The organism is Nonomuraea sp. NPDC049637 (assembly GCF_040675235.1).
Lineage (GTDB): Bacteria > Actinomycetota > Actinomycetes > Streptosporangiales > Streptosporangiaceae > Nonomuraea.
The window spans coordinates 138,312-150,797 of sequence record NZ_JBFAOM010000024.1 but is presented as its reverse complement, the minus strand read 5'-3'; the positions used below and the strand labels follow the sequence as shown (position 1 = coordinate 150,797).

Genomic DNA, 12,486 nt, shown 5'->3' with positions numbered 1-12,486 from the left:
GGTACCACCTGGCCGCCGCGACGGCCGGGCTGGGGCTCGGACGGCGGCGGCCGCGCGCGTCCGGACGGCCCTCACCCGCCGAGACCTGGCGCGACAACGCCCGCCTGTGGTCCGATCGGCCGCGCCGGCACGTCTACCTCGCCCTCTGGCTGCCCAACGGCCTGATCGTCGGCTGCGAGTCGTTGTTCGTGCCGCTCGCGCCGGACCGGGCCGGGCTGCTGTTCGCCTGCGCCGCCGGCGGGATGCTCGCCGGTGACGTGCTGGTCGGCCGGTACCTGCCGTCGCACCGGCGGGCGCGGCTGGTCACGCCGCTGTACCTGCTGCTCGCGCTGCCGTACCTGGTGTTCGTGGCCTGCCCGTCGCCGGTGCTGGTCGCGCTCGCCTCGGCCGGGTTCGCCGCCACCCTGCTGCTGCAGGAACGGCTCATGGCGCTGACGCCCCCCGAGCTGAGCGGCCACGCGCTCGGCCTGCACTCCTCCGGCATGGTCGCCATGCAGGGGCTGGCCGCCGCGCTCGCCGGCGCCCTGGCCGAGCACACCTCGCCCGGCGCGGCCATGGCCGTGCTGGCCGCGGCGTCGGCGGCCGTCACGCTCGCCCTGGCGCCCCGCCTGCGGTCCCCCCGTGTCGCAACCCCGGCGCAGGGTCCGGCGAAGTTACCGTTGACCAGGGGAAATCGCCGGGGGAAGGACACATCATGACGCAGACGGACGAATTCGTGCTCGACGTCACCAGGATCCGCGAGCAGGTGCGGCAGAAGATGGACGAGGGGCCGATCACGCAGACCTTCGGCCGCGATCCGGAGAAGGTCATCGAGGTCCTCAACGACGTGATCGCCACCGAGGTGGTGTGCTGGCTCAGGTACACCAGGCACGCCATCTCGGCCAAGGGCATCGACCGCGCGCAGGTGGCGGCGGAGTTCACCGAGCACGCCAAGGAGGAGCTCGACCACGCGCTGCGCGCCGCCGAACGCGTCAGCCAGCTCGGCGGCGAGCCGGACTTCGACCCGGCCAAGCTCGTCCAGCGCTCGCACACCGACTACCAGGTGCCCGCCGACACCGACCTGAAGGCGCTGCTGGAGGCCAACCTGTGGGCCGAGCGCATCGTCATCTCCACCTACCAGGAGATCATCCGCTGGCTCGGCGACGGCGACCCCACCACCCGCCGGCTCATGGAGTCGATCCTGGAAGAGGAGGAGGAGCACGCCGACGACCTCACCGACCTGCTCGGGGTCTAGAACCGGGCTTGGCCCGCCGTTGGGCGGCCCGTGAGCCGGCCCGGGTAAGGGCCGGGCATGAAGAGCCTGGTCAACACGCCCGTCACGCGCACGCCGACGTCCCGCGAGATCGACGTCGAGACGCTGAGCCGCCGCCTGGCCGCGGCCGTGGACGGCGAGGTGCGCTTCGATCTGGGCAGCCGCGCCGCCTACGCGCGTGACGCCTCCAACTACCGGCAGGTCCCGATCGGCGTCGTCGTGCCGTACGACCTGGACGCCGGGGTGGCGGCGGTGGCCGTGTGCCGATCCGGGGACGTGCCCGTGCTCTCCCGCGGCGGCGGCACCAGCCTGGCCGGGCAGTGCTGCAACGCGGCGGTGGTGATCGACTGGTCCAAGCACTGCGGCGCGGTCGAGTCCGTGGACGCGGCGGGCCGCCGGGTCGTCGTCCAGGCGGGGGCCGTGCTCGACCAGGTGGACCACGAGCTGGCCCGGTACGGGCTGATGGTGGGGCCGCGGCCGTCCAGCCATCGGGCCTGCACGATCGGCGGCATGATCGGCAACAACTCGTGCGGGGCCTCGGCGCAGGCGTACGGGAAGATGTCGCAGTCGGTGCTCCGGCTGGAGATCCTCACCTACGACGGCGTGCGCGCCTGGGTCGGGCCGACCGGCGACGCCGAGTACGACCGCATCCAGGCCCAGGGCGGCCGCCTGGCCGAGATCTACCGCCAGGTGCGCGAGCTGCGCGACGAGACCATGGAACTGGTCCGCACCCGCTACCCCAGGCTGGAACGCCGCATCTCCGGCTACAACCTCGACCAGCTCCTGCCCGAGAACGGCTTCGACCTGGCCCGCGCCCTGACCGGCAGCGAAGGCACGCTGGTGACCGTGCTGCGCGCCGAGTTGCGCGTCGTGCCGTCCCCGCCCGCCAGGGCGCTGGCCGTGCTCGGCTTCGAGGACGTCTTCACCGCCGCCGACGCCGTCCCGGCCGTGGCCCGGCACGCGCCGATCGCGCTGGAGGCCATGGACGAGACCATGTACCGGCTGGCCAAGCGGGAGCACCCCGGCGACCCGGCGCTCCAGGACCTGCCCGAGGGCGGCGGCTGGCTGCTGGTGCAGTTCGGCGGGGACACGCCCGAGCAGGCGCGCGAGCGGGCCGAGACGATGATGCGCGACGTGGGGGAGCGGGCCGGGGCGCCCACGCCCACGCACGCCTTCCTCGGCGACCCGGCCAGGGAGGACCGGCTGTGGCGGTGGCGGGAGTCGGGGCTCGGCGTGGAGGCGTACCCGCCGACCGGCCGCCAGACGTACGAGGGCTGGTCGGACGCGGCCGTGCCGCCCGAGCGGCTGGGCGCCTACCTGCGGGACTACGAGCGGCTGCTGCGCGCGCACGACTACCAGGACTCCGCCCTGTACGGCCACTTCGGCCAGGGCTGCGTGCACGGCCGGCTGCCGCTCGACCTGCACACCGACGACGGCATCGCCCGCTACCGCGCCTTCGCCAGGGAGGCCGCCGAGCTGGTCGCCTCCTACGGCGGTTCGTTGTCCGGCGAGCACGGCGACGGCCAGACGCTGGCCGAGCTGCTGCCCGTCATGTTCGACCAGGAGGTCGTGGAGGTGTTCGGCCGCTTCAAGGCCATCTTCGACCCGCGCGACCGGATGAACCCCGGCAAGGTCGTCCACCCACGCCATCTCGACCAGAACCTGGCCCAGCACCGCTTCTACCCGCACGAGCCGCGCCAGACGTTCTTCCAGTACCCCCACGACCACGGGCGTTTCGGGCACGCCGCCACCCGTTGCGTCGGCACCGGCACCTGCCGCAAGCACACCTTCGAGGGCGGCGTCATGTGCCCCAGCTACCGGGTGACCCGCGAGGAGGAGCACTCCACGCGGGGGCGCGCCCGGCTGCTGGAGGAGATGGTGCGCGGCGACGTCATCACCGACGGCTGGCGTTCGGCCGCCGTGCGGGACGCGCTCGACCTGTGCCTGTCGTGCAAGGGCTGCCGCTCCGAATGCCCGGTGAACGTGGACATGGCCACCTACAAGGCCGAGTTCCTCGCCCACCACTACCGGCGCCGCGTCCGGCCGCGCGCCCACTACTCGATGGGCTGGCTGCCGGTGTGGGCCGCGCTCGCCTCGGCCGCGCCCGGCCTGGTCAACGCGGTCAACTCGGCGCCCGGGCTGTCGCGGCTGGTCAAGGCCGTCGCGGGGATCACGCCGGAGCGCGAGCTGCCGAGGTTCGCCCGGCAGCGGTTCACCGACTGGTTCAGGCGGCGTCCGCGCGGCGGGCCGGGCACGCGGGGGCGGGTGGTGTTGTGGGCCGACACGTTCACCGACCACTTCGACCCGCACATCGGGCGGGCCGCCGTGGACGTGCTGGAGGCGGCCGGGTTCGAGGTCGTGGTGCCGCCGGTGACGCTGTGCTGCGGGCTGACCTGGATCAGCACCGGGCAGCTCGGGGTGGCGCGGCGGGTGCTGGCCCGGACGGTGGGGGCGCTGGCCCCCTGGGCCGAGGCCGGGGTGCCGGTGGTCGGCCTGGAGCCGAGCTGCGCCGCCGTGTTCCGCTCCGACGGGCCCGAACTGCTCAACACGGCCGAGACGCGGCTGCTGGCGGAGCGGTTCCTGACGCTGGCCGAGCTGCTGGAGACGCGCGCCGCCGACTGGCGGCCGGCCACGACCGGCGGGCAGGCGATCGCGCAGGTGCACTGCCACCAGAGCGCGATCATGGGCTTCGACGCCGACCGGGCCGTGCTCGACCGCTTCGGCATCCGGACCAGCGTGCTCGACACCGGCTGCTGCGGGCAGGCCGGCAACTTCGGGTTCGAGCGGGGGCACCACGAGGTGGCGCAGGCCTGCGCCGAGCAGGGGCTCTGGCCGGCCGTACGGTCGGCGGGCCCGGGGGAGGAGCTGCTCGCCGACGGCTTCTCCTGCCGCACCCAGATCGCCGCCGCCGGCACCGGACGCCAGGGCCGCCACCTGGCCGAACTGCTCGCCACGGCCCACATCCGCCAGGACTGACCCGCCCCGGCCCCGACCGGGCACGGCCCGATCACGGGTCGGCCCGGGGCGGGATCAGGCCGACAGGCTCTGGGCCAGGCGGCGGGGCAGGCCGGTGTTGCGCGGGCGGCCCACCCGGTGGACGGCCAGCTCCAGCGCCTCCCGCTGCCCCACCAGCACGACCCACGCCTTGGCCCGCGTCACCAGCGTGTACAGCAGCTTGCGCCGCAACATGATCCCGCCCGCCTCGGCCACGATCGGCGCCACCACGAACGGGTACTCGCTGCCCTGCGAGCGGTGCACGCTGATCGCGTAGGCGTGGGTGAGGTCGTCGAGCTCGCCGAACCCGTACTGGACGGTCTCGCCGTCGTCGGTGCGGACCTCGATCACCCGGTCCTGCGGCAGCACGGCGGTGACCGTGGCGGTCTCGCCGTTGAAGACGCCCTTGTCGTAGTTGTTGCGGATGGGCATGACCCGGTCGCCCACCCGGAACACCGACGCCCCCGACCAGTGCTCGGGCTTGTCGTCGGCCGCCGGGTTGAGGCGGTCCTGCAGCAGCCGGCCCAGCGTGACCGCGCCCGTCTCGCCCTTGCGCATCGGGCACAGCACCTGCACCTGCTCGGGCGGCACGCCCTGCTTGCGCGGGATCGCCTCCATGGCCAGATGGGCCACCCGCTCGGCCACCCGCGCCGGATCGTCGAGCTCCTCGAACCAGAACCCGCCGCGCCCCGGCGTCGCCGGCACGCGGCCGGCCCGGATGAGGTGGGCGGCCTCGACGATGCCGCTGCCGGCCGCCTGGCGGAAGACGTGGGTGAGCCGCACCCGCGGGACGGCCTCCACGCGCAGCAGGTCGGCCAGCACGTCGCCGGCGCCGATGCTGGGCAGCTGGTCGCTGTCGCCGATGAGCAGCAGGTGGCTGCCCGGCTGGACGGCCGCCGTGAGCCGCGTGGCGAGATGGAGGTCGAGCATCGACGCCTCGTCGACCACGATCAGGTCGGCCTGCGCGGGCGCCTCCTCGAACAGCGTGGAGGGGTCGGGGTCGGGCTGGTGGGCGAGCATGCGGTGGATGGTCATCGCGGGCATGCCGGTCAGCTCCGACAGGCGTTTGGCGGCCTTGCCGGTGGGGGCCGTGAGCGTGACCGAGCCGCCCGACGCTTTGACCGTGGCGGCCACGGCCCTGACCGTGTGGCTCTTGCCGCAGCCGGGCCCGCCGGTGATGATCGAGACGGTGCAGGTCAGCGCCATGTTGACGGCCGCCCGCTGGTCGTCGTGGAGGGTCTCGTCCTCGCGGAAGGAACGCAGCGGCAGCGTGGAGCGGGCCCGCAGGAGCCGGGTGAGCTGCTCGGTGAGCTGCCGCTCGCGGGCGTGCACGTGTTTGGCGTAGGCCACCGCCCGCCCCGGCTGCTCGTCGTCGGCCTCGACCACCACCCGCCGCTCGGCCACCAGCGCGTCGATCATCGGCCCGACCGCCTCGGGGTCGAGCTCGATCAGCTCGGCCGCCCGCGCCACCAGATGGGGCACCGGCACGAAGCAGTGGCCGTCGCGGACCGCCGCCGACTCCAGCCGGTCGAGCAGCGCCGCCTTGATCCGCTGCGGGCTGCGCTCGGGCACCCCCCGCTGCAGCGCGATGCGGTCGGCGACGCGGAAGGCGATGCCCCTGACCCGGCCGATCAGCCGGTAGGGGTCGGTGGCCAGCACCTCCTCGGCCTCGCCGCCGAACACCTGGTGGATCTTGGCCGCGAGCAGCGGGCTGACGCCCAGCCCCTGCAACGTCACCATCAGCGCGGCGATGGCCTTCTGCTCCTGCCACGCCTGGACGATCTGCGCCTGCCGCAGCGGCCCGATGTTGACGACCTCGGTCAGCCGCCCCGGCTCGGCGTCGATGACCTTGAGCGTCTCCTCGCCGAAGTGGTCGACGATCGCGTACGCCAGCCGCGGCCCGATGCCGCGGATCAGCCCCGACCCCAGGTAGACGCGGATCGCCCGGACCGTGGCGGGCACCACCCGCTCGCACCCGGACACCGCGAACCGCCTGCCGTGGCGCGCGTGGTGGCTCCAGTCGCCGGTCAGCCGGAGCGTCTCGCCGGGCTGCGCGCCCGACAGCGCCCGGCCGGTGGCCACGAAGTCGGGCACGCCCTCGGCGCTCATGCGCGCGACGGTGTATTCGTCGTCCCTGACGTAGACGAGCTGCTCGACCGAGGCCTCCACAGCAGCGATCAAACCATCCGCCACCGACAGTCCGTCACATGGCGCTGGGATAGGTCTCCGGCTCGACGTCGTCCCACGGCTCGGCGTGCAGCGGGTGCAGGGCCTCGGTGACGTCCAGCCAGATGAAGGCGTCGTAGCGGTTGCCGAGCGCGGTGGGCACGTAGTTGCCCCACTTCTCGCGCTCGGGCCGGTAGACGACGCCGATCGCGCGGTGGTCCAGCGGCTGGTCGAACCAGCGCGGACGGGGCCGCGGGGGCGTCACGAACAGGGCGCGCTCGCCGCCGAGCGCGTCGTGCAGCAGCGCCTCCAGCGATCCGGGCCGGGCCGGCGGGACGGGCATGACGTGCGCCCGCGTGCCCCAGCTCGCCCCGGCCACCACCGTCCCCCGGTAGCCGCCGAAGCCGACCAGGACGACGTCCTCGCCGTGCCGCTCGCGGGCCAGCTGGCCGAGGTTGGTCATGCCGGCGGCGGCCATGTCGGTGGCGCGGGCGTCGCCGACGTGCGTGTTGTGCGCCCACACCACGCCCTTGGTCCCGTAGAAGGCGGTCAGCCGGTCGAGGGTGTCGGCCATGTGCACGTCCCTGACGTTCCACGAATCGGGGCCGCCGCCGACCATGGTCCGGTAGTAGCTCTCGGCCCCGGCCACGACCTCGGCGTTCTGCCGGGCCTCGAAGCCGTCCTCGCCGGCGGGCGCGGCCGCCACGACCGCCCTGAGCAGCTCCACGACCTCGTTCTCGCAGGAGTCGGGGACCAGGCGGGTCTCCAGGCCGTACCGCTGCGGGTCGTGGCCGTAGGACTCGAAGCAGTACAGGGCCTCCATCACCGTGCCGAGCTGGCCGGGCAGGTGGTCGGCGGCGTAGCGGCGCACGGCGCGCAGGGACTCCCAGAGGCTGTAGACGTCGAGGCCGTGGAAGCCGACGCGCTCCTGCGGCGGCAGGGCCGCGTTCCAGCGGCGCAGCCAGCGGCAGAACTCGGCGACCTCCTCGTTGGCCCACATGAACGCGGGCCAGCGCTGGTAGGCGTACAGGGCGTCGAAGGGGTCCTCGCCGTCGCGGGTGACCGCGCGGTGGACGCGCTCGCAGTCGGGCCAGTCGCCCTCGACGGCGACGAACCCGAAGCCCTTCTCGGCGATCAGGCGGCGGGTGAGCGCGGCCCGCCAGGTGTAGAAGTCGTGGGTGCCGTGACTGGCCTCGCCGATCAGCACGAGACCGGCCTCGCCGACGCGGTCGAGCAGCGGGTCGAGGTCCTGTTCGCCCGACAGCCGCAGCGCCGAGCGGGTGACGTCATCCATAGCCGTCCTCCTCTGCCGGCCGGAAGACGCCCAGGCATTCGCGGGCGAGCTGGAGCTCCTCGCGCACCTGGACGACCAGGACGGGCACGGCGGCGCCCGGCCCGCTGACCGGGCCGTCGTCGTGCCGGTTGCCGGACTCGGGCGGCTCGACGCCGAGCAGCCCGAGCCGGCGGCAGACCGCCTCGCGCACCTCGGGCTGGTCCCAGCCGATCTCGCCGGTGAACACCAGCGCGTCGATCCGGGACAGCGACGTGGCGGCGGCGGCGATCTCCCGGCTCACCCGGTGGCAGAACACCTCCAGGGCCAGGGCGGCCTCGGCGTCGCCGGCGCGTTCGGCCTCGACCAGCTCGCGGGTGTCGCCCGAGCGGCCGCCGGACAGCCCGAACAGCCCGGACCGGCGTTGCAGGCCCTCGCCCAGCTCGCCGGCCGACAGGTGGCCCTGCGACAGCAGCCACATCAGCATCCCGGGATCGACGCTGCCCGAACGCTTGCTCATCGGGACGCCGTCCAGCGGGGTGAACCCCATCGAGGTGTCCACGCTGCGCCCGCCCGACACCGCGCACACCGACGAGCCGCCGCCCAGGTGGGTCAGCACCAGCTCCAGGTCGGCGAGCGGCCGGCCGAGCAGCTCGGCCACCCGGTCGGCGGTCCAGGCGTAGGACAGGCCGTGGAAGCCGTAGCGGCGCAGGCCGTACCGGTCGCGCCACTCGCGCGGCAGGGCGTAGACGGCGGCGGCGTCGGGCAGGCCGGCGTGGAAGGCCGTGTCGGGGCAGAGCACGTGCGGCACGGCGGGAAGCTGCTCGCGGGCCGCCTCCAGCAGCGCCAGCGCGGGCGGCAGGTGCAGCGGCGCCAGGCTCACGACGCCGCGCAGCGCCTCGACGGTCTCGTCGTCGGCGACCGTGGGCGCGCGGACGACGTCGCCGCCGTGCACCAGCCGGTGCGCCACCGCGCGGATGTCGCGGTCGAAGTGGCCGCCCAGGAACGCCGCCAGCTCCTCGCGCGCCGAGCCGGGGTCGGCGGCCCGCTCGGCGTGCGCGCTGTCCAGCACGCAGCCGCCCTGCACGAGGTCGAGGCGCAGGCTCGACGAGCCCGCGTTGACGGTGAGCACCGCCTCGGACTCCGCCATCTGCTCGTCGAACGCTCGCCCCATGCACCCCTCCGCGGCCCGACTCCTCTCCCCGGCTACCCGCCGCCCGCGGCCCGACACCTGGACTCCGTCACCTTTACCCCGAGATGTCCGAGCCCGTGGTTGCCCCCGGCGGTGGCCGGGTAGGCGAGCGCCTATGGACATCACCCTGCAGGTGAACGGCGTGCCGCACACCGTGGCCGTCGACCCCAGGATCTCCTTGCTCGACCTGCTGCGCGAACGGCTCGGCCTGACCGGCTCCAAGAAGGGCTGCGACCACGGCCAGTGCGGCGCGTGCACGGTGCTCATCGACGGCCGCCGGGCCAACTCCTGCCTGGCGCTGGCCGTGGCGGTGGACGGCAGCGAGATCGTCACCGTCGAGGGGCTGGCCGCGGGCGAGCAGTTGCATCCGCTGCAGGCCGCGTTCATCGAGCACGACGCCTTCCAGTGCGGCTACTGCACGCCCGGCCAGCTCTGCTCGGCGGTCGGCATGCTGGGCGAGCCCGGGCCGAGCGCCGTCACCGCCGACCTCCTCCTCGACCCGGACCTGACGCCCGAGGAGATCAGAGAACGCATGAGCGGAAACCTGTGCCGGTGCGGCGCCTATCCCGGCATCGTGGCCGCGATCGGCGAGGTGGCCCGGTGAAGCCGTTCGACTACGTCCGCGCCCAGAGCCCGTCGGACGCGGTCGGCCGGTACGGCCCCGGCACGATGTACCTGGGCGGCGGCACCAACCTGGTCGACCTCATGCGCCTCGGCGTGGCCGCCCCCGACCACTTGGTGGACGTCAGCCGCCTGCCGCTGGACGCCGTCGAGCCCGTACGCGACCGGCTGCGGATCGGCGCGGCGGTGCGCAACAGCGACCTGGCGGCCGACCCGCTCGTCCGCGCCCGCTACCCGATGCTCGCCAGGGCCGTGCTGACCGGCGCGTCCGGCCAGGTCAGGAACATGGCCACGGTGGCCGGCAACCTGCTGCAACGCACCCGCTGCCCCTACTTCCAGGACGTCACCAGGCCGTGCAACAAGCGCGAGCCCGGCACCGGCTGCCCCGCGATCGCGGGCGACCACGGCAACCTGGCCGTGCTCGGCGCCTCCGACGCCTGCGTGGCCACCCACCCCTCGGACATGGCCGTGGCGCTGGCCGCGCTCGACGCCGAGGTGCACGTCACCGGCCCGGCCGGCGACCGGATCATCCCCATGCCCGGCCTGCACCGCCTGCCCGGCGACGAGCCCGAGCGCGACACCGTGCTCGAACCCGGCATGCTGATCACCGCCGTCGAGCTGCCCGCGCCGCCGCCGGGCGCCTCCCTCTACCGCAAGGTGCGCGAGCGGGCCTCGTTCGCGTTCGCGCTGGTGTCCATCGCCGCCGTGCTCGACGTGCGCTGGGACGGCGTGGTGACCGGCTGCCGCATCGCGCTCGGCGGCGTGGCCCACGCGCCCTGGCGGGCCGAACGCGCCGAACGGGAGATCATCGGCGGTCCCGCCACGGGGGAGGCGTACCTGCGGGCCGCCGAGGCCGAGCTCGACCAGGCCCGCCCGCTGCCGCGCAACGCGTTCAAGCTGCCGCTGGCGCGCAACCTGATCGTCCGCACGCTGGAGGAGCTGACGCCGTGAACCGCATCGAGGGGCGCGTCAAGGTCACCGGGCTGGCCACGTACGCCGCCGAGTACCCGGTCGAGGGCGTCGCCTACTGCTACCCGGTGCAGTCCACGGTCGCCAGGGGCCGGGTGACCGGGGTGGACGCCGGGCAGGCGCTGGCCATGCCGGGCGTGCTCGCCGTGCTGTCCGTCGAGGACCCGCCCGACCTGGCCGAGGACGCCGACCCCGAGCTGGCGCTGTTCCGCTCCCGGGACGTCGTCTACCGGGGCCAGCTCGTGGCCGCCGTCGTCGCCGGGACCTACGACCAGGCCCGCGCCGCCGCCGACGCCGTCCGCGTCGCCTATGAGCCGCAGGTCCACGACGTGCGGCTGCGCGCCGACCACCCGGACCTCTACCGGCCCGAGGTGGTCAACCCGAACCTGCCGCCCGACACCGGCAAGGGCGACGTGGAGGCCGGGCTGGCCGCCGCCGCGTCGGCCGTGGACGTGACGTACACGACGCCGCCCCTGCACAACAACGCGATGGAGCCGCACGCCGCGGTGGCCGTGTGGGCCGACGACGGCCGGCTGCTGGTCTACGACTCGACCCAGGGCGCCAGCGGCGACCGGGACAGCATCGCCAAGACCCTCGGCCTGCCCGCCGAGCAGGTGCGCGTGGTGTCCAGGCACGTCGGCGGCGGCTTCGGCTCCAAGGGCACCACCAGGCCGAACGCCGTGCTCGCCGCCCTGGCTGCGCGGGCCGCCGGGCGGCCGGTCAAGGTCGTCTTCACCCGGCAGCAGATGTTCGACCTCACCGGCTACCGCACGCCCACCGTCCAGCGGCTGCGGCTCGGCGCGGACGCCGAGGGCCGGCTCACCGCGGTCGAGCACACGGCGTACGTGCAGTCCAGCAGGATCGTCGAGTTCGCCGAGCAGGCCGCCACCCCGGGCCGCGTCATGTACGCCACGCCCGCGCTGCGCACCGCGCACCGGCTCGTCCGCCTCGACGTCGCCACCCCGTCCTGGATGCGCGCCCCCGGCGAGTGCCCCGGCATGTACGCCCTGGAGTCGGCGATGGACGAGCTGGCCGAGGCGGCCGGGATCGACCCCGTCGAGCTGCGCATCCGCAACGAGCCCACGACCGAGCCGGACGGCGGCCTGCCCTTCAGCTCCCGCAGCCTGGTGACCTGCCTGCGCGAGGGCGCCCGCCGCTTCGGCTGGGACCGCCGCGACCCGCAGCCCGGCGTCCGGCGCGAGGGGGAGTGGCTGGTCGGCACCGGCGTGGCCGCCTCCACCTACCCGGCCAGGCGCGGCCCGTCGCAGGCCACCGCGACCGTGCGCGACGGCGACTTCGTCATCCGGGTGGCCGCCGCCGACATCGGCACCGGCGCCCGGACCGTGCTCACCAGGATCGCGGCCGACTGCCTCGGCGTCGCCCCCGGCCGGGTGCACGTCGAGCTCGGCGACAGCGACCTGCCCGCCGCCCCCGTCGCGGGCGGCTCGATGGGCACGGCGTCGTGGGGCTCGGCCGTCGTACGGGCCTGCGAGGCGCTGCGGGCCGACGGCGGCGAGGGGTCCGCCGACACCACCGAGGAGGTCAAGGCCGACGAGGAGCTGGCCAGGCACGCCTTCGGCGCCCAGTTCGCCGAGGTCAGGGTCAGCTCCGTGACGGGCGAGATCCGCCTGTCGCGCCTGCTCGGCGTGTTCGCCGCCGGCCGCATCCTGGACGCCAGGCTGGCCAGGTCGCAGTTCGTCGGCGGGATGACCATGGGCGTGGGGATGGCGCTGATGGAGGAGACGCTGACCGACGACGAGTTCGGCGGCTTCCTGCGCCGCGACCTGGCCCAGTACCACGTGCCGGCCTGCGCCGACGTGCCGGCGATCGAGGCCGTCTGGATCGACGAGCAGGACGGCCTGCTCAACCCGATGGGCTCCAAGGGCATCGGCGAGATCGGCATCGTGGGCACCGCCGCCGCGATCGGCAACGCCGTTCACCACGCCACCGGCCGGCGGGTGCGCGACCTGCCCATCACCCCCGCCAAGATCCTCACCTGAACTCGACGATCCATGTTTCGAC

The 12,486-nt window shown here is 74.5% G+C and carries 8 protein-coding genes and 1 pseudogene; 6 read left to right on the top strand and 3 right to left on the bottom strand.

What is annotated here, in order from left to right; genetic code table 11:
- The 3 genes and pseudogenes from AB0J71_RS29850 to AB0J71_RS29840 form a co-directional block, all read left to right on the top strand.
- Positions 1-698 (top strand): annotated as a pseudogene (locus AB0J71_RS29850) (MFS transporter); the annotation flags it as partial.
- Positions 695-1,234, top strand: coding sequence for a DUF892 family protein (locus AB0J71_RS29845; protein WP_352327908.1), 540 nt, complete (start codon positions 695-697; stop codon positions 1,232-1,234). The pseudogene AB0J71_RS29850 and the gene AB0J71_RS29845, both read left to right, overlap by 4 nt.
- Positions 1,235-1,291: 57 nt before the next feature.
- The gene (locus AB0J71_RS29840) at positions 1,292-4,228 is read left to right on the top strand and encodes an FAD-linked oxidase C-terminal domain-containing protein (RefSeq protein WP_364417099.1); all 2,937 of its coding nucleotides are present in this window, start codon (positions 1,292-1,294) and stop codon (positions 4,226-4,228) included.
- Between the two features lie 54 nt (positions 4,229-4,282).
- Here AB0J71_RS29840 and AB0J71_RS29835 read toward each other — a convergent pair whose 3' ends face one another.
- The 3 genes from AB0J71_RS29835 to AB0J71_RS29825 are packed head-to-tail and all read right to left on the bottom strand — an operon-like array spanning position 4,283 to position 8,856.
- On the bottom strand, positions 4,283-6,415 hold the full coding sequence (locus AB0J71_RS29835; protein ID WP_364417097.1) for an ATP-dependent RecD-like DNA helicase: 2,133 nt from the start codon (positions 6,413-6,415) through the stop codon (positions 4,283-4,285).
- Between the two features lie 34 nt (positions 6,416-6,449).
- Complete coding sequence (locus AB0J71_RS29830) at positions 6,450-7,706, bottom strand: erythromycin esterase family protein (protein WP_364417095.1); 1,257 nt, start codon at positions 7,704-7,706, stop codon at positions 6,450-6,452.
- Positions 7,699-8,856, bottom strand: a complete 1,158-nt coding sequence (locus AB0J71_RS29825) for an acetate/propionate family kinase (RefSeq protein ID WP_364417093.1) — start codon at positions 8,854-8,856, stop codon at positions 7,699-7,701. The genes AB0J71_RS29830 and AB0J71_RS29825 overlap by 8 nt, the downstream gene beginning before the upstream one ends.
- A 133-nt stretch (positions 8,857-8,989) precedes the next feature.
- Here AB0J71_RS29825 and AB0J71_RS29820 point away from each other — a divergent pair, with 133 nt between their 5' ends.
- Genes AB0J71_RS29820 through AB0J71_RS29810 form a run of 3 tightly spaced genes read left to right on the top strand, consistent with a single transcriptional unit; the run spans position 8,990 to position 12,464 of the window.
- Positions 8,990-9,478: a 2Fe-2S iron-sulfur cluster-binding protein gene (locus AB0J71_RS29820; protein WP_352327550.1), complete on the top strand. Its 489-nt coding sequence runs from the start codon at positions 8,990-8,992 to the stop codon at positions 9,476-9,478.
- Positions 9,475-10,446 (top strand): xanthine dehydrogenase family protein subunit M, encoded by a 972-nt coding sequence (locus AB0J71_RS29815; protein ID WP_364417091.1) that lies wholly within the window; start codon positions 9,475-9,477, stop codon positions 10,444-10,446. Before AB0J71_RS29820 ends, AB0J71_RS29815 begins: the two co-directional genes overlap by 4 nt.
- The gene (locus AB0J71_RS29810) at positions 10,443-12,464 is read left to right on the top strand and encodes a xanthine dehydrogenase family protein molybdopterin-binding subunit (protein ID WP_352327548.1); all 2,022 of its coding nucleotides are present in this window, start codon (positions 10,443-10,445) and stop codon (positions 12,462-12,464) included. Before AB0J71_RS29815 ends, AB0J71_RS29810 begins: the two co-directional genes overlap by 4 nt.
- Positions 12,465-12,486: the final 22 nt, after the last annotated feature.